This window comes from Amycolatopsis heterodermiae (assembly GCF_034929455.1).
GTDB lineage: Bacteria > Actinomycetota > Actinomycetes > Mycobacteriales > Pseudonocardiaceae > Amycolatopsis > Amycolatopsis heterodermiae.
The window spans coordinates 57561-73750 of the sequence record NZ_JAYFSI010000020.1 but is presented as its reverse complement, the minus strand read 5'-3'; the positions used below and the strand labels follow the sequence as shown (position 1 = coordinate 73750).

19 protein-coding genes are annotated in these 16190 nt (G+C 68.7%); 13 read left to right on the top strand and 6 right to left on the bottom strand.

Annotation, left to right across the window (positions count from 1 at the left end; all coding sequences use genetic code 11):
* Positions 1–21 precede the first annotated feature (21 nt).
* The 4 genes from VA596_RS47215 to VA596_RS47200 are packed head-to-tail and all read right to left on the bottom strand — an operon-like array spanning position 22 to position 3488.
* On the bottom strand, positions 22–669 hold the full coding sequence (locus VA596_RS47215; protein ID WP_323336980.1) for a formyltransferase family protein: 648 nt from the start codon (positions 667–669) through the stop codon (positions 22–24).
* Entirely contained in the window at positions 669–1856 is a 1188-nt protein-coding gene (locus VA596_RS47210; RefSeq protein WP_323336978.1) for a DegT/DnrJ/EryC1/StrS family aminotransferase, read from the bottom strand. Before VA596_RS47210 ends, VA596_RS47215 begins: the two co-directional genes overlap by 1 nt.
* The gene (locus VA596_RS47205; RefSeq protein ID WP_323336977.1) at positions 1853–2833 is read right to left on the bottom strand and encodes a dTDP-glucose 4,6-dehydratase; all 981 of its coding nucleotides are present in this window, start codon (positions 2831–2833) and stop codon (positions 1853–1855) included. Before VA596_RS47205 ends, VA596_RS47210 begins: the two co-directional genes overlap by 4 nt.
* Positions 2834–2876: 43 nt before the next feature.
* Entirely contained in the window at positions 2877–3488 is a 612-nt protein-coding gene (locus VA596_RS47200) for a dTDP-4-dehydrorhamnose 3,5-epimerase family protein (RefSeq protein WP_323336975.1), read from the bottom strand.
* Between the two features lie 195 nt (positions 3489–3683).
* On the opposite strand from VA596_RS47200, the gene VA596_RS47195 reads away from it, so the two are divergent.
* The 3 genes from VA596_RS47195 (at position 3684) to VA596_RS47185 (ending at position 7102) form a co-directional block, all read left to right on the top strand.
* Positions 3684–5012 (top strand): helix-turn-helix domain-containing protein, encoded by a 1329-nt coding sequence (locus tag VA596_RS47195; protein ID WP_323336973.1) that lies wholly within the window; start codon positions 3684–3686, stop codon positions 5010–5012.
* Between the two features lie 532 nt (positions 5013–5544).
* A complete protein-coding gene (fxlM, locus tag VA596_RS47190; RefSeq protein WP_323336971.1) occupies positions 5545–6792 on the top strand; it encodes a methyltransferase, FxLD system in 1248 nt (415 codons plus the stop codon).
* Between the two features lie 19 nt (positions 6793–6811).
* On the top strand, positions 6812–7102 hold the full coding sequence (locus tag VA596_RS47185) for a hypothetical protein (protein WP_323336969.1): 291 nt from the start codon (positions 6812–6814) through the stop codon (positions 7100–7102).
* Between the two features lie 27 nt (positions 7103–7129).
* Here the strand turns inward: VA596_RS47185 and VA596_RS47180 are convergent, their stop codons facing one another.
* Positions 7130–7297, bottom strand: coding sequence for a hypothetical protein (locus VA596_RS47180; protein WP_323336967.1), 168 nt, complete (start codon positions 7295–7297; stop codon positions 7130–7132).
* A 7-nt stretch (positions 7298–7304) separates the two neighbouring features.
* Between VA596_RS47180 and VA596_RS47175 the strand changes: the two genes are divergently transcribed.
* A complete protein-coding gene (locus tag VA596_RS47175) occupies positions 7305–7763 on the top strand; it encodes a thiopeptide-type bacteriocin biosynthesis protein (RefSeq protein WP_323337098.1) in 459 nt (152 codons plus the stop codon).
* Positions 7764–7774: 11 nt separating this feature from the next.
* Positions 7775–7918 (top strand): hypothetical protein, encoded by a 144-nt coding sequence (locus VA596_RS47170; protein WP_323336965.1) that lies wholly within the window; start codon positions 7775–7777, stop codon positions 7916–7918.
* Here VA596_RS47170 and VA596_RS50780 read toward each other — a convergent pair.
* Positions 7900–8241, bottom strand: coding sequence for an exonuclease domain-containing protein (locus tag VA596_RS50780; protein WP_410171996.1), 342 nt, complete (start codon positions 8239–8241; stop codon positions 7900–7902). The genes VA596_RS47170 and VA596_RS50780 overlap by 19 nt on opposite strands.
* Before the next feature lie 957 nt (positions 8242–9198).
* Here VA596_RS50780 and VA596_RS47160 point away from each other — a divergent pair.
* The 8 genes from VA596_RS47160 to VA596_RS47125 all read left to right on the top strand — a co-directional run bounded on the left by VA596_RS47160 (position 9199) and on the right by VA596_RS47125 (position 15677).
* Positions 9199–9696, top strand: coding sequence for a hypothetical protein (locus VA596_RS47160; RefSeq protein WP_323336961.1), 498 nt, complete (start codon positions 9199–9201; stop codon positions 9694–9696).
* Positions 9697–9916: 220 nt separating this feature from the next.
* On the top strand, positions 9917–10276 hold the full coding sequence (locus tag VA596_RS47155; RefSeq protein WP_323336959.1) for a hypothetical protein: 360 nt from the start codon (positions 9917–9919) through the stop codon (positions 10274–10276).
* Between the two features lie 894 nt (positions 10277–11170).
* A complete protein-coding gene (locus VA596_RS47150) occupies positions 11171–11515 on the top strand; it encodes a helix-turn-helix domain-containing protein (RefSeq protein WP_323336957.1) in 345 nt (114 codons plus the stop codon).
* A 97-nt stretch (positions 11516–11612) separates the two neighbouring features.
* A complete protein-coding gene (locus VA596_RS47145) occupies positions 11613–11978 on the top strand; it encodes a hypothetical protein (protein ID WP_323336955.1) in 366 nt (121 codons plus the stop codon).
* 306 nt (positions 11979–12284) lie between these two features.
* Positions 12285–12716, top strand: a complete 432-nt coding sequence (locus VA596_RS47140) for a hypothetical protein (protein WP_323336953.1) — start codon at positions 12285–12287, stop codon at positions 12714–12716.
* Positions 12717–12767: 51 nt separating this feature from the next.
* Positions 12768–13979, top strand: coding sequence for a M20 family metallopeptidase (locus tag VA596_RS47135; RefSeq protein ID WP_323336951.1), 1212 nt, complete (start codon positions 12768–12770; stop codon positions 13977–13979).
* A gap of 341 nt (positions 13980–14320) precedes the next feature.
* Positions 14321–14581, top strand: a complete 261-nt coding sequence (locus tag VA596_RS47130) for a hypothetical protein (protein ID WP_323336949.1) — start codon at positions 14321–14323, stop codon at positions 14579–14581.
* Between the two features lie 208 nt (positions 14582–14789).
* Positions 14790–15677 (top strand): hypothetical protein, encoded by an 888-nt coding sequence (locus VA596_RS47125; RefSeq protein WP_323336948.1) that lies wholly within the window; start codon positions 14790–14792, stop codon positions 15675–15677.
* Positions 15678–16190: the final 513 nt, after the last annotated feature.

Here is a 16190-nt window from a genome sequence, read left to right as displayed (position 1 = left end):
CCGCCGACGCAACGTGCGCGGTCACGCGGCGGGGAAGGTGGACTGCGCGCGGGTCCAGTCGGCGCGATCGCCGAGCTGATGGTTGTCGCGGCTGTAGTGCGTGACCGCGAGGGCCGGGTCCTGCGGCCGGGGCACGATCTGGTCGAGTAGGGGAAGGGCGTCGGTGAGGAGCTGGCGGCCGTGGGCGATGGCGCGCCACCACACGTCGCGGACCTCGTCGACCTCCGGCCAGATGGAGAACAGCGCTTCGGCCAGGATCGGCCCGGAGTCGACGCCGTCGTCGATGACGTGCAAGGTGATGCCGGCCAGGTCGTCGCCGTTGCGCAGCGCCCAGTTGACCGGCCGGACCCCGCGGTACTGCGGCAGGCGGCCGGGGTGGCAGTTGATGATCTGCGGGGTGGCGTCGATCAGCTCCGGGCCGATGATCTTGTCGTAGAGGACACTGAGGACGAGGTCGCACCGGCCCGGTTCGAGGTCGCGCCAGTCGCCGGAACCGAGGACGCGCACGTCGGGCCAGCGGGTGGTGACGGTGTCGGTGAGGCTGATGTCCCAGCCGGGTTCGGGCGTGGTCGGGATGACGGTGTCGAGGACGATCCCAGGCAGTTCGGCGAGGATCTCGCAGGCGTGGACCGCGAGCGTGCCTTTCCCAAGTACGGCTACGCGGCGCATCAGCGTCCTCCCCGCGGTCCGGCCGTGACGGCGTCGCTGCGGTCAAGTGCGGCGTGCTCGTCGGCGATGGCGGCGGAGAGGCTGGCGGCGACGTGGTCGACGTCGGCGTCGGTCAGGTCGGGGTGGAACGGCAGGCTCAGGATTTCCGCAGCCACGCTCTCGGTGGCGGGCAGCGACGCAGACCAGCGGGCGAACGCGGGCTGCAGGTGGTTGGGCGGGTAGTGCACCCCGGCCTGGATCCCGGCGGCGTGCAGCCGTGCGTGCACGGCGTCGCGCACCGGCGCGGGGATGCGGACGACGCAGTTGAACGGCACGGTGTTGGCCACGTCGAGGTCGATCACGCTGACGCGCGGGATGTCGGTGAGGGCGGTCGCGTAGCGGCGCCAGAGATACTGGCGGCGGGCTGCGACCTTGTCGAAGTTGGCGAGCTGGACGCGGCCGATCGCGGCGTGCAGCGTCGAGAGGTGATACCGGAACCCGGGCGCGACAACCTGGTAGGAGACCGTGCGGACCCGCTGCTCCCGTGCGGCGGTCATCCCCAGCAGCCGGGCTCCGCGCAGCCAGTCAGCGTCGGCTGGGGTGCGCGGGACGATCGCTCCACCGTCGCCGCAGGTGAGGGCTTTGATGGCGTCGAAGCTGAAGCACGTCAGCTCTCCAGCAGCGCCGACGCGACGTCCCGCGGTCAGCGACCCGAAAGCGTGGGCGGCGTCCTCGACCACGGCGATATCGCGGTCGGCGAGCTGGTCGCTGACCAGGCCGAGGTCGACGGCGCGGCCGCCGTAGAGCACCGGCATGACCGCGCGGGTCTCCGGGGTGAGGGCGGCTTCGATGTGGGCGGGGGTGACGCACAGGGTGCCGGGGTCGATGTCGGCGAAGCGCGGGCGGGCGCCGGTGGCGAGGATGGCCTGGACGGAGGCACAGAAGGTCAGCGACGGCACGACGACCTCGTCGCCGTGGCCGACGCCGGCGGCCAGCAGCGCCAGGTGCAATGCCGCGGTGCCGGTGGCGACGGCGACGACGTCGTCGACGCCCAGGTAGGCGGCGAGCTCGAGTTCGAAGGCGTCGGTCTCCGGTCCGTGCCCGTACTGGCCGGTCTCCAGGACCCGGCCGATGGCGGCGAGCTCGGTGCCGTGCAGATATGGGCGGGCGTTGGCGCCGGGCCCGCTGGGGCTGGACACGATGCTCACGCGGGCACTCCGTCCAGCTCGGCCGCAGCGGTGGCTGCCAGGCGTTCGGGGTGCCTGCGGTACCAGGCGACCGTGTCGGCAAGGCCGGCTTCCAGCTCCCGGGTGGGTGCGAAGCCGAGGGCGGCGAGCTTGTCCCAGGTCATGCTGTAGCGGATGTCGTTGGTCGGCCGGTCCGGGATGTAGGTGATCGCGTCGGCGCCGCGGCCGGTGGCCTGCAGCAGCAGCTTGGTCAGCTCGAGGGTCGTCAGGTCGGTGCCGCCGCCGATGTTGTAGATCTCGCCCGGCACACCGGCGCGCAGGACCTGCTCGATAGCCCGGCAGTTGTCCTCGACGTGCAGCCAGTTGCGGACGTGCCGCCCGCGGCCGTGCACGGTCACCTGCTGCCCGGCCAGCAGCAGGCCGAGGAACCGCGGGATCAGCTTCTCCGGGTGCTGGCGAGGCCCGTAGTTGTTCGAGCTGCGGGTGATGCACACCGGGACCCCGCAGGAGACGAAGTAGGAACGGGCGAGCAGGTCACTGCAGGCTTTGCTCGCCGCGTACGGCACGGTCGGGCGCAGCGGTGCGTCCTCGGCGGCGGCGCCGGTGGACAGGGGGCCGTAGACCTCATCGGTGGACACGTGGACCACCTTGGCCACGCCGGCGCGCATCGCGACGTCGAGCAGCGCCTGGGTGCCCATGACGTTGGTGCGGACCGACTGGCCGACGTCGATCAGGGAGCGGTCGACGTGGGATTCGGCGGCCAGGTGCACGACCCAGTCGTGGCCGGGAAGCACAGCGGAGACGGTGTCGTGGTCGCGGATGTCGCCGTGGATGAACCGGACCTTGCCGGTGGCTTCGGCGGCGAGGTTGCGGCGGTCACCTGCGTAGGTCAGCGCGTCGAGCACGGTGACGTGTTCGACGTCGTCGCAGCTGGCGAGCCGGTCGACCAGGTGCGAGCCGATGAATCCGGCGCCGCCGGTAACGAAAACGGTGTGCATCGTGATCCCTTTCGGTGAATCGGATGACGAGAAATCGGTGGCGTCAGCCGCGGCGCGCGAATGTGTCGCGGTGCAGGGCGGAATGGGTTGCAAAGGTGGGCAGCATCTGAGCCTGACGGGCCTCGATTAGCCCGGGGGCGGCGGCATCGCGTGCCGATCGCAGGGGCGTGATGTCGGGCGGCCAGGTGATCGCGAGGTCAGGGTCGAGTGCGTTGATGGTGCGTTCGTTCTTGTCCTGGTGCGGGCGAGATAGCAGATACAGCAACGTCGCCGTGTCCGACAAGGCCAGGAAGGCGTGTCCTAGCCCGGACGGGAGGTAGAGCGCAGTTCGGGTCTCGTGGTCGAGGCGTTCGGCGTGCCAGCGACCGAAGGTCTCCGAGCCGACTCGCACGTCAACAACAACGTCGAGCACCACACCCGCGGTGCACGTCACGTACTTCGCCGACCTGGCCTCCGCAGACACGCGGATGCCGCGCAGGACGGCGCGCTGCGAAATCGAGCAGGTCGCTTGCCGCACGACCAAGTCAATGCCGGTAGCCGCCTCGAATTGCCCGCTGTGGAACGGCTCGTGCAGGCTTCCACGATCGTCAGCGAAGACCGTTGGCGATATTCGCCATGCTCCAGAGATCGGCAGCGGCTCGATTCGTGAATCCATCCCATTCCCTTCCGGAATCGGCGCGTCATCGCGCCCTGGTCCAATCTAGGAATGTGGAGGCCGGAGGGGCGGTGTGCTGTGCCAGCTCGGCATGGCTGTGCTGGATTGGCACAGTGCTCTTGACAGGGTCACCGAACCGCTACCCTGGGTTAGTCATCGTTTCCGGCGGTGGAGGGACGCCCGATGCTCCCGACCATGTCCTCGCTCCTGCTCGGCGCGATCGAGCGCCGCGACCACCCCGCGGTCCTGCGCTACGCCCGCGACCGGGCCGAGCTGAGCCAGACCGAACTCGCCCACCGACTCGGGTTCCACCCGAGCGTGATCTCGCGTATGGAGGCGGGCCATCGTCGGATGGACAACGTGGACACCCTGCGGCGCCTGGCCGGCGTCCTGCAGCTTCCCGCGGCGGCGTTCGGACTCGAGGACCACGAAAGCGTGGCGCTGGGGCATCTCGACCCGAAGGCTTCTAGGGTGGTCGGCAAGCCCGCCCTGGAGGAGGACGACGTGCGCCGACGAAGCTTCTTGAAAGCAGGTGGCGTGGCCATGGGCGCCGCCGTCAGCGGCGCCTCGGTCGCTGAGGCCGCCCCAGGGGCACCATCTGCGTTGCCCGATCCGGCCGTCGTACTGACGGCCCGGCTGTCGGACGTCCTGGTGGGCGCCCCGGCGGCCGCAGGTCCGGAACTCCCCGCGGCGCAGCTGACCCGCGCGCTCGCGGCGGCCCGCGTGTCCTTCGGCAAGTCCGACTTCCTCACGCTCGCCGCCGTGCTGCCGGAGTTGGTCCGAGCTGCTGAGGTCACGCAGGACGCCGGGGCGAAGGCGCAGGCCTACACGCTGGTCACCCGGGCGTTGGTGAAGCTGAGGCCCGGTGGTCTGGAGTGGATCAGCGCCGATCGTGCCGTGCGGGCGGGGGGCGAGGCCGGCCAACCGCTCGTGCTGGCCGAGGCAGAACGGATGCTCTCCGGGGTATGCCGCCGAGCCGGCGACCACGACCGGGCCGAGACCCTCGTCCTGCAGGCCGCCGGCAGGCTGGCGCTTGACGGCCGGGATCCGCGCCATCTGCTCCTGCACTCCAACCTGTTGTGCACCGGCGGCTATTCTGCGGCTCGGGCCGGCGACGGCGGCCGGGCCCATGACCTGCTGGCGGCCGCTGCTGCAACCGCGGACCGGCTCGACGGCGCCGACGCCGCGCGGGCCCAGGCGAACTTGCTGAGTCATCGGGTCTCGGTAGAGCAGTTGCTCGGTGAGCCGGAGGCTGCGCTGCAGCACGCTCGCATGGCTCGAGGGGTGAGGTTCCCGGACGTCGAGCGGGAGGGGCGCTACTTGGTTGATCTGGCTGCCGTGCAGCTGCAGCTTGGTCAGCCCGGACCGGCGTACAACACGTTGCTGCTCGCCGAACGCCGCGCACCCGGTGAGGTGCGCACTCGCGCGGCCGTGCGAAACATCGTCAACGCGCTGCTGAATCAGAGCCGCGTGGCCGTCCCCGGAATCCGCGATCTGGCCGCGCGGGTTCACGTGGCAGCCTGAGTGCGTCCTTCGCGCGCGAAGGACGCACTCAGGCTGCTGGGATAGGCCGACCGACGACATCGTCACCGAGTGAAGTCCATCGGCGACCGACCGTAGATGAAGTTCTCGGCTCAGCCCTGCAGAGCGCGGTGTTCGAGCGGCTGGACTATCTCGACCGGCTCGCCAGCGTGGGTGACGAGCCTTCCAGGGCCGCCCTCGCCGACGCCGAGATCACCCGCTTGGCCGGGCGTGGCGGAGCCTCCTGACCGCGCACCATCCGGACAGACTCGGCCGTTGCCCGCAGTGTTCAGGTCGGCGGCGGTCTCGCCGCCATCCCCGCTCGGCGTGGAGCATTGCCCACCAGCACCTGATCGCCGCCGACGGCCTTCCCGACGGCCGCGCCGGCAGGCACGCGGCTGCCGCCGGCCGGTCGACCATCGGAGTGCTGGGGGCCTCCTGAACAGGGGCCGCGCCGTGGCCCGACGCGGCACTGCCCCTGGTCCAACGAGACACGCAACTTCGCAAACCGTCAGCTCCCTGAAAAGGTAATCACGTGAAAACACTCCGACATAACGACGCCAGCGCCGCCAAGCACCGCGACACTTTGGCGGACACACTTCTCGCCAACAAGATAATCACCTCGGCGGAGGTGGAGCGGGCGTTCCGCACGGTGCCCCGGCATCTGTTCGTCGCCGAGGGCACTCCGCTGGAGGACACCTACAACGTCGACAACTCGGTTGCGATCAAACGCGACCCGGACGGCGTGATCATCTCCTCCACCAGCGCGGCCTACATCCAGGCCCGGATGATCGAGCAGGTCGGGCTCGCCGCGGGCATGAGCGTGCTGGAGATCGGGTCCGGCGGCTTTAACGCCGCACTGCTGGCCGAGATCGTCGGCCCGGCCGGACACGTGGTCAGCGTGGACATTGACCGGGACGTCACCGACCGCGCCCGCGAACTGCTCGACCAGGCCGGATACGGCAACCGGGTCGACGTGGTGCTGGCCGACGCCGAGAACCCGCTACCGGGGCCGCACGAACCTTTCGACGCGATCCTGGTGACGGTCGGGGCCTGGGACCTGGCACCGGCGTGGCTTGCGCACCTGGCCGAGGGCGGCACGATCGTCGTCCCGTTGCGGATGAACGGAGTTACCCGCGTCATCGGCTTCCGCCGCGAAGGCGGCCACCTGGTGAGCACCTCGTCCGAGGTGGCCGGGTTCGTCCCGATGCAGGGCGAAGGCGCACGCGACGAACGGGTCTTCCTGCTGCCCGACCGCAACGGCCACCACGTCAAGCTCCGCTTCGAAGACGGCGTCCCGCCCGGGCTGCAACTGCTGGACGGGGTGCTGACAACCGAGCGCACCGAAGCCTGGTCCGGCGTCACCATCAAACACGGCGTGTCCTTCGCCGACCTGCACCTGTGGCTCGCCGTGTTCATGCCCGGTTTCTGCAGGCTGGCCGCAGACGAGGGCACCGACCTGGCCGCCGAACGCAAGGGCTGGTTCCCCTTCGGCGCGGTGCACGGCGACTCCTTCGCCTACCTAGCCGTCCGGCCCCTTCCCGACGGCGGCGGATCGGAGTTCGGCGCGCGCGCCTATGGAGTACACGGCGTCGCCGCCGCCACCGCGCTGGTCGAGCAGATCCAGGCATGGGACGGCCAGGCCCGCGACCGCGAACCCGCTTTCGCCTATTGGCCGGCCGGCTCCGACCGGCCCGAGTTCGGCAAGGACACCGCCGTGCTGTTCAAGATGCACGGCGTGTCCACGATCTCCTGGCCTCCGACGGCGTCCGCCGCTCGGTGACCGGGTGCCCCACGCCCGGATGACTGCACCGCTGCCCACCGGCCTCAACGCCGCGGTGCGCACGGTCCTCGCTGGAGTCGACCCGGCGGACGCTGCGGCTCGCCACGCCCTCGGCCCGGTTGACCTCGACGATGCTGTGCGGACTTACCAGGCCGCCGGGTTCGCTGCGGTGGAACGACGCGCCGACGACGCCTGGTACCAGGTCCGCATCCAGTTCACCGACTGGTCGGCCGCCGAGACGATCGGAGCCACAACGCTCGGCCCTGCCCTCGATTGGCTCTGCGCCGACGAAGCGGTCGCCGGATGGTAGTTTCTGCGCAAGCACCCGTGCTGGCGGTTACGCCTGCTGGGCGCGGACGCCGCAGCGGTCGGCGGCGTGCTCGACGAGCTGACCGGTATCGGCGCCGTCGCGTGCTGGTGGCCGACGGTGCACGAGCCGGACCGCCACCTTCGGCGGGGCGGCCAGCATCGACACCGTCCACGAGCTGTTCTGAGCCGACAGCACAGGTGTCCTGGACTACCTTGCGCCGCGACGTCCCCAGCCTCGGCCGTCGGGAGCGGTCTGTCCTGCTGCTGAGCGGCTGATGCGCGCGGCCGATTCGGACATCTTCGAGTGCGGCGACGTGTTCGACCGGGTCGCCCGGCTACGACCCGCACCAGCCGACGCCGACACCGAACGCCTGGGCAACCTGGTCGAGAACGTTCGCCTGCTCCTGTTGATCCCTGACCTGGCCGGCAGCGAGCTGTCCACCCCGGGCGGGCCGGTCGCGTACGACGCGCCGTGGCTCGCCGCGTTGCACGCCGGCGGCGATCGGCTCGGCGCGGATGCCGGAGCCGGTCGCCTGGATCGGGGGCTGCGGGCCATCCTCACCCACGTGGTGATCTTCCGCTGGAACCGCTTCGGCCTCTCCGCCGTAAGCCAGGGCATCCTCGCCCGCGCAGCCGCCACCGCGCTACTGCCCCGGAGCTGACAATGAATCCCATGCTGAACACCTCCGCGTTGGCCGCCGTGATCCGCGGCTTTCCGCTGCTGGGCCGGCCGGTCCGGCCTTGTCCGATCGGCCTGATCGAGGTGGGCTCTGCTGACGGCGATCGGACCAAGTCGACTTATCCACAGATGAGTTGACTTGTGGGCAACCTGTGGACAGCTCGCGGGACTATGCGAAGAAACGCTCCGTGGCGTTCCTGGTCAGAAGAGGCCGGGCTGGTCAGCGGCGCACGAGTCTGGTTTCTTCGCCGACATGAGAGCGGTGCGCTCGAGTCCATCAACGTGGACCACCTGCCTCGCTGCAGGAGGCGTTGGAGGACGGCGAGGGTGAGGCGGACATCGGCGAGCGCGCGATGCCGGTCGGGTGGGATCGGCAATTGCATGTGCCGGGCCAGGTGATCCAGGCTGTGAGAGGCGAGTTCCGGCATGCACGTGCGGGCGAGCCGGACGGTGTCGAGCAGCGGGGTGTCGGCGAGGCGCGGACAGTGGTTGCGCTGGCCGTGCAGCAGGGTCCGCTCGGTTGCGGCGTGGTGCGCGACAAGCAGGACCGCGTGGCCGGCTTGTCGCTGAAGCCGTAACCGGGAAGCGATGGGCAGGCCCCTGGAACGGGCCGCTTAGTGCGCAGATTTCGCCGTTCACACGACGAAACCGCAGCTCAACAGCCAGAGCACCTACCCAAGATCAGCGAACTTGAGCCAAGTCAGGTTAGGCGCCGTCGTCGTGGTTGCGCCGCACCGGCACATCCGGCGGCGGGTGGTAGCCGTCGTCCTTGCGTGACCGGGCCGGCGAGTCCCCGCCGTCGCTGTCCGGCGGAGTCGGTGATCGTGGTCCATTCGCTCGGGCCGGTGGGCTGTGCGGCCGAAGTGGCGGGGTCGGTTAAGAGCCGGGCCGCGAGACCGGCGCCGGTCATCGCGGCGAGCGCAGCGTGACGTGCACTCATCATCGCGTTCCTCCCTCACGAAGACGCTGAAGATCCGGCGAACTGTTCACCGTCCAACTGAACAGTCGACCACGGCACGAACCGGACAAGCAGCCACCGGAAGGTGGTGATCAACGGCACGCAAAGTCGATCTTCTGCGCGCTAACAATCACCGAAAGTGGCGTGAAAAACCGCACTTTGTCCTGTCTATTCCAGCTCGATGAAAGGCTCAGAATATGCAGGTAAAGCGACGTATCAACCTGCGCTGTGACACCGGCAATTGTCTGTTTTTCGCGGTGCTTCGCGGGCGCGGTGGCATCCTGGGCCGATGCAGTGATTCTCGATCATGTCTGTTCCGGCCAGGCCGAATCGTCGCCACAGTGGCAATCCCGGCGACGCGACCGCGGGCCGGAAATGTTTCGCATCAGACTCGGGAGGGATCATGCGAAAGTCGATCTGTGGTGCCCTGGCAGCGGCCGGAGCCGGGATATCGCTATTGATGGCGCCCGTCGCCTCGGCAGTACCGGCACTGCCGACGGGACACCACTACCTCATCGACCTGGCCACCGGTGAGGCCACCGACACCGCCACCGGCGAGGTCCTCAAGCCGGCCACAGCGGAGTCGCTGCTGACCGGGAAAGTCGCTCAGGGCGGCCCCGCCGGGTCGACGCTGACCATGTCGGGCGCAACCGGCCAGGTGAGTGAGGCATCGCCGGCCACGGTGACGATCCGGCCGATCCCCGCCACCACCTGCGCGAGCTCGTCGATCTACTTCAAGGTCTGGCGCGGCGTGCCGTATGCGCACCTGTGCTGGGCCGACTCGGGCACCACCGGCACCAACGCGCCGGGTTCGTACCAGTTCACCACCGGCAATTACACCGGCGCGGTCGCCTACACCCTCTCCGGCGGCGGCACCGCGTTCAGCCCGGTCCTCGGCCCGGGCTCGACTGGCACCTTCACCGGCACCGTCACCGTCACCTCGGTGTCGATCCAGTAGCACCCTCATGACCCGGCCCGGGCGCGGACGCGGCTTTCACGACCGCATCCGCACCCGGGCCGGCTATCTGAGCCCTCCGGCATGTCGCCCGGTCAGTGAAAGGCGGATCGGATAGGTTCGCACCTGATCATGTTCGTTCCACGCTTGCCGAGCGGTCGCCGCGGCGGCGACTCCGGGGCCGCGAACATGAACGCAGATTGTACGAGGCTCGGGAGGGTTCGTGCGCAAAGCGACCTGGGGTTCATTGGCCGTCGCCGCCGCTGGGGTGTCGGTGCTGGTGGCTGCGGCGGTACCGGCTGCACCGGAACCACCGTCCGGGCACCACTACCTCATCGACGCAACCACCGGTGACGCCACCGACACTGCCACCGGCGAGGTGCTGGCGCCGGTCATGGCCGAGTCTCGGCTGGCGAGGAACGTCGCCCAGGGCGGCCCCGCCGGGGCGACGGTGACAATGTCGGCCCAGACCGGCGCAGTAACGCAGGCGTCGATGCCGCTGGCAATCCCCGCTAGCAGCTGCCGATCGGTGTCGCGCTACTTCACGATCTGGCGTGGCGTGCCGTACGCCCGCGTCTGCTGAGCCAACTTCGCATGCGATGAACAGACCGGAGCACGATCCGACGTCAGTGGGCCGTCGCATGGTGATGACGGTGTTGCGTGTGCTGGCGATCGTCGACGTAATCGGGCTATGCAGATGGGCAGGGCCCTGGCTCGCCTTCACCATATGAATCCCGTGCCTGCGGATCCGGGACGGTGACGGACGTGCGTGCTCCATGAAAGGTGGTCTTGCGCCCGCCCGCTCATGCCGGCGGCGGCACCGATGCGGAGTTGGAACGGCAGGCCCGGGCGGGGGATGTCGACGCGTTCTGGGAGCTGGTGCAGCGGTACTGCGCCGAGGTGTCCTACATGATCAGCTCTCGGGCGAGTGATCGGTTCGAGGTGGAGCGCCGGGTGATCGAGGTCTTCCACGCGACGTGGCGAGACGTACGGCACCCGGTGCGTCCGCATCGCGGGTTCCTCGGAATCTCAGCCCATAGGTTGGGCCCGCCCGAGGTCCGGCCAGGCGGCGCCACCTACCGAGGTCACCAACCGACATCAGCGGATGCCGCCGCTGGCCTCCGGCAATGCGTTGACCTCCACCGGGATAGTGAGGCTTCCGCATAGGCCGAGTTGCGCTTCTCGCCCGGCGATGCAGGGGCTCGCCAACTACGCCCCACCAGAGAGTTATTGTCGGTGCTCCCGTCTAGCCTCTGGCCATGCGAGCGCCTCTCGAAAATGTTCTTCGCAACGCACTCGTACAGAACCTGGGGCTGATCGAACCGGGACTACGGCCGGTTCAGCTCGAGGAATACCCGCTACCCAACGCACACGGCACCAGGGCAGCATCGACATTCTGGTCCGTGATCGCCATCAGATGTGGGTGGTATCGGGCTGATGGCGCGCAGCACGGCAGAGGTGCCGGAAGCCCGCTCGAGTGCTGCTGTGGTCGGGCAGCGGCGTGGGCCGCCGGGTGGCGCTGCTGGCCGACGAGCACGTCGAGGCGCTACTGCTGGAGATGCAGAACGTGGTCGCCGCGCGCGGTGACCGCCCGACTGGTCCGGTCACCCGCCAGCTCGAGTACGACGAGCAGCACTACACGCACCTCGTCGAGACGCTCCGGGCTGGCTCCACACCTTCGGCGGCAGTCCACGTCCACCCCCGCACGTTCCGGTACCGCCTCCGCCGGCTCGCGGAGGTCGGCGGCTTCGATGTGACGGACCCGGAGGCACGGTTCGCGGCGATGCTCCAGCTACGCGTGGTGGCCCCACCGGAGTCCTGAGGTGACCGAGCCACACGAACGGCCGATTCGTCCCGTCCATGTCTGTGAAATATTCGGCGTGACGTGACTACTTCCGGGGGGAAACATGTTCAAGAAAATGCCGAAAATCGCCGCGGTCGCTGGTGCGCTGACGGCGGCGCTCGCGTTCTTCACACCGACCGCCCAGGCCGGTGAGCCCGGGACCGATCACTATTCGTGCGGCCAGCCGCGGCCTCCGCAGCGGGACGGCTCCCGGCCGGTGCAGGCGAACAACACGACCGGCGTCTATCGGGGTTCCTCGTTCGGCTGCGGCGCCAACGGAACGATGGTGCCGGGGGACTGGCTGGATTACTACTGCACCACCATCGGCAATGACGGCCGTGGATGGACGTACGTGTCCGTCTACGAACGAGGTTTCGCCGGTTGGGCGTTCGAAGATTACCTGCCCTACGGCGGTAGCTCGGTGCCCTGCCCAATCTTTTGAGCCGTGGCGGTGTGAGGCTGGTGCTGTGTCCAGATAGGTTCGCCGGGGTGGTCCGGCGGCAGGAGTGAGGTGTTTCCGCCCCAGCGGATGCCCATTTCGCTGCGGACCTCGCTGATCCACCTCATCGGTCGGCATTCGCGCATGTCGCTGCTGCTGCATGGCTAGCGATCAGCGCCGTGTGGGATCGGCGTCGGGGCGGCCGAGGACTTGCCGGGTGATCGGGATCATCTGACGCACTGCGGTCTCGACCTGCCGGCATGTCGTCTCGAAACCCCGCAAGTCCCTGCCGTAGAAGGTGCCCAGCGATTGCCCGGCGGTGAGTCGCGCTCACGCGACGCGGCCTATCTCGAGACCATCGAAGCCGTGCTGGTGCAGCGACCCGAACTGGTGCTCTACCGGGTGCTGTTCGGCCCTCCGCGTCACCAGGTCCTCAAGGACCACCGGTTGCGGCTGGCGAACATCCGCGATCCATATGACCGCAGCCTCGGGCTGAAGACGCTGCACATCGGCATCGTCGAGGACGACCCCGGCACGCCGGAACGCCTCTTCTGCGCTTCGGAGTCCTCCGCCGTCGTGCCGATCCCATCGTTGACCTCGTCCCAGGCGTTCGACTCCGGGGTGCTGTTCGAACCGGCCGTGGCCGAACGGCTGATCGACCACGCACGGCAGGTCTACGCCGGAGCCCGCCGGGTCGAGAGTGATCAGGCCCTGCGTGACCTGCCGACCGTGCGAAGCTAGACGTCAGAGACGACACCCAGAGCGGAGCGTGGATGTAAGGAGGTGCCGGTCGTGAATGCGATCAACCGGGCCGGTGGGCACGACGTGCTGGCCGCGGCCACGGAGGACCACGAGTCGGTCATCGCCTTGACCCGCGAGCTGGTCAGTATCCCCAGCCGAGGCGGAATCGATCCCTACGAGCCGGTGCTCAACCAGCTGAGCGGCTGGCTGAACGAACGCAACCTGTCCACCACCGTGCTCAAAGACAAGACGGGTGCCATCGTCGGCATGACCTGCGAAATCAGGGGAGACCAGCCTGGTCCCCGGTGGGTGCTCGACGCCTGCCTGGACACCGCGCCCTTCGGCGACGAGCGCGCCTGGAAACACCATCCGACCTCCGCGACCATCGAGGACGGGTGGCTCTACGGCCGGGGCAGCGCCGACTCCAAGTCCGGCGCCGCGATCTTCTGCCACCTCGGCGCCCGGCTCGCCGCGATCACGGATCGGCTGCACGGCAGCCTCGTGCTGCTGTTCGACGTCGACGAGCACACCGGGGTCTTCGGGGGCGCGAAACGCTACTTCGAGGGCCCTGACGCGCCCGACGACGTGACCGGCGTGATGATCGGCTACCCCGGAATGGACAAGCTCGTCGTCGGCGGCCGCGGCGTGCACCGCGCCAAACTGCACGTCCACGGCGTGGCCTCGCACTCCGGGGGCAGCAAGGCCACACCCAGCGCCATCGAAAAGGCCGCCAACCTGATCCGAGTGCTCTCCACCGCCGAGCTTCCCGACGGCGCCAGCCCCGAGTTCCCGCTGGCCGGCAAACTCACCGTCACCGCGATCGAAGGCGGCCACGGTTACTCGGTCACACCGGATCTCTGCACCCTCAACGTCGACGTCCGCACGACCCGAACCTTTGACGACGAGGACGCGGCTCGCCTGCTCAAGCACCTGGTCGACCAGGTCGACGACGCATGGCCCGGGACACAACCGACCCTCATCCAAATCGACACCCGCTGGCCCGCGTTCGCGCTTCCCGAGGGCTCTCCCTTGCGTACCGCCATCGTTGACTCCGCTTCCCGGCTTGGCGTTGAAGTAGAAGCCAAGATCGCCGGCCCGTCCAACATCGGCAACTACCTCGCCGGCTTGAACATCCCCGCCACGGCGGGCTATGGCGTCCACTACGTCGGCCTGCATGGCACCGACGAACGCATCCGGCTGGACACCATTCCCGTCGTTCAAGCCACTTACCACGCTGCGGTACTCGCTCTTTTGAGTGTGTAGGCACGTGCCAACGCTTTGGTGGCGGGGATAGCCCTCGGGATCAAACGGTCCTCTCGCGGAAGGCGACACCTCTGTCCGCTGTCGCACCGGTGACGGCAGGGCGGGTAGCCGGCAGTTACCGGTGCGACAGCGGTAGTCGGCAGCAGAGCCCGAACTGGTTGCGGGCCTGATGGCTGCCTCGTGGACATGCGGGATACTGGGACGCCTTCCCGGCCAGAGAGGACAGATCAATCGACAGCGACGCGACGGCGCCGAGCCTGGCGACGGCCCTCACGGCAGGACAGCCGCAGGCCCGCACCGAGCAGCCGCGCAAGCTGTACCGGATCTGGCACGAGGGGTACGTGACGTTCACCGACGCGCGCCCGCTGCGGCTGCTGCGTGAGGTGTTCACCTCCGGCCAGCAAGTTCAGGGTGCCCGCGGCCCGTACACGGTGATCACCGAGAGCCTGGATGAGACCGGATCAGAGCACCGGCTCGACATCGAGGTCAGCTGGAGCGAGCCGGACCTGCGCGTCGATGCCGCGGCGCTGTTGTCGCTGCGGCATGTCCCGGGCGCGGACCGCGCGCGGTGGCTGCTCGCCGCGGCCGCGACCCGTCCCTAGCGCCCGGATTTCGAACCGCCGGCCGACCGGATCGGCCTGACCGCTTTCGCCGACTCCTACGACACCGGCGGAACTGGCCATCGACGCCTGCCGGCCTCACCTCGTCAAGGCCGGACCTCAGCGCGACGAGATCGCCGAGCTGCTGGCCCCGGCCATCACCGCACCGGACCGCTCGAGTGCGGTCCTTCTACTCGACGCGGCCGCCGCCGTGGCCGATGTGACCGGATGGTCCGGGCTGCTGCAGGTCGTCGCAATCGGAGACGGTATGCGATGGGCGATCAACGCCCGCCTCCCGCTCGGGCAGCAGCTGCCAACCGGCTACCGGCTCTACGCAGCGCCCTGCGATCAGCAACCGGACGTCACCGTCGCCGCCAGCGTGACCGCCGAGCAATTCTTCGATTCTTTCCGGCAGGCGTTGCTGCAGTGGCGCCGCCGCGCCGAGCTACCGACCACCTGGCGGGACGACCCCGCCGTGGCCTCGTGGTGGCGCTGCGCCAACCCGTTCGCCCCCGAACCCGAGCACCCGGACGCCGACTCCGGCACCGTCGAGGTGGATCGGCTCCGCCGGGAGGTGGAGGAGGTCCGTCGCAGCCTCAGCATCGAACAGCGGGCCCGTATCGAGGCCGAGCGCCGGCATGCCGTCGACCTCGCCGAGCTGGAGAAGCTGCGAGTCGAGCTCGCCGCACTCGTCCACGGGGCCGGCCTAGCCGCCGAGAACGCCATGCTGCACCAGCTCAACGCCCGCCAGGCAGCCGCGCTGACCGAGGTCGAAGCCGAACTGCACGGCGCACTGCGCCGCACCACGCACCTGCTGACCCACATGCCGCAGACTCCAGCCTCACCTGCCGCGGTCCAGGACGACGACGTTCCGCAGTTCCCGACGTTCGTCGACCTGCTCGCCGCCGCCAAGATCGCCTTCCCGAACCTGGTCGTCACCGCCGACCCCGCCCCGGCGGCGGCGTTGGACGAGCATGAGAAGGCCGAGCTGTGTCGGCAGAGTTGGGGCGACGGACGTAGTCGAACCATCACTCGTTACTGCGGGCTGAGGGATAGTCCATTAAGGACGGGACCGTCCCGGACCCTGTCGGTTTTGTGACGAGCATAAGTTTGGCCTGCCGCCGCGGTTGTCAGCTAGTAGAGATTCGGGTTTCACCCCGTGCCGGGTGACCTCTCATGCTGGCGAGCATGATGTGGCCGTCAGTGCTTGTAGGCCACTCGGCGTTGCCGGGGATAATGCTCTGACCTGGTCCTTTGTCGCTAATCGACCACAGTTGTTAAGACTTAATGCGATAACAAAAGGATAACTTTTACATATCCATACCATTATGGCAAATAATGGTGTCTTTGACAGCGTAGCGCAGGACGCGTCGACCTGCCGTTTCCGTGACCGACTGCGCCGGGGAGTCCATTGTGGATGCTTCGCGGGTGTCGCGCGTGCCGGACGTGTTTCGACAGGATAGGCTTGCGCCGCAACGGATCCAAGGAACGAAGTGCTGGGAGTCCAGCGTCACGCCAAGTGCTCGAAGGGAGGCAGAACAGATGAGTCCCAGAAAGAGGGGCGGTGTCCATCTCGTCATCTCGGCGAAGGCTGAGTGGAGCGGTCCGGTCA

What these genes read in the sequence shown, in the direction of transcription:
- VA596_RS47145 (WP_323336955.1), top strand. Translation starts at nt 11,613, where the DNA reads ATGCCGAAAATCGCCGCGGTCGCTGGTGCGCTGACGGCGGCGCTCGCG.
- VA596_RS47185 (WP_323336969.1), top strand. Translation starts at nt 6,812, where the DNA reads ATGACTGCACCGCTGCCCACCGGCCTCAACGCCGCGGTGCGCACGGTC.
- VA596_RS47160 (WP_323336961.1), top strand. Translation starts at nt 9,199, where the DNA reads ATGGCGCCCGTCGCCTCGGCAGTACCGGCACTGCCGACGGGACACCAC.
- VA596_RS47170 (WP_323336965.1), top strand. Translation starts at nt 7,775, where the DNA reads ATGCTGAACACCTCCGCGTTGGCCGCCGTGATCCGCGGCTTTCCGCTG.
- VA596_RS47200 (WP_323336975.1), bottom strand. Translation starts at nt 3,488, where the DNA reads ATGGATTCACGAATCGAGCCGCTGCCGATCTCTGGAGCATGGCGAATA.
- VA596_RS47215 (WP_323336980.1), bottom strand. Translation starts at nt 669, where the DNA reads ATGCGCCGCGTAGCCGTACTTGGGAAAGGCACGCTCGCGGTCCACGCC.
- VA596_RS47205 (WP_323336977.1), bottom strand. Translation starts at nt 2,833, where the DNA reads ATGCACACCGTTTTCGTTACCGGCGGCGCCGGATTCATCGGCTCGCAC.
- VA596_RS47195 (WP_323336973.1), top strand. Translation starts at nt 3,684, where the DNA reads ATGTCCTCGCTCCTGCTCGGCGCGATCGAGCGCCGCGACCACCCCGCG.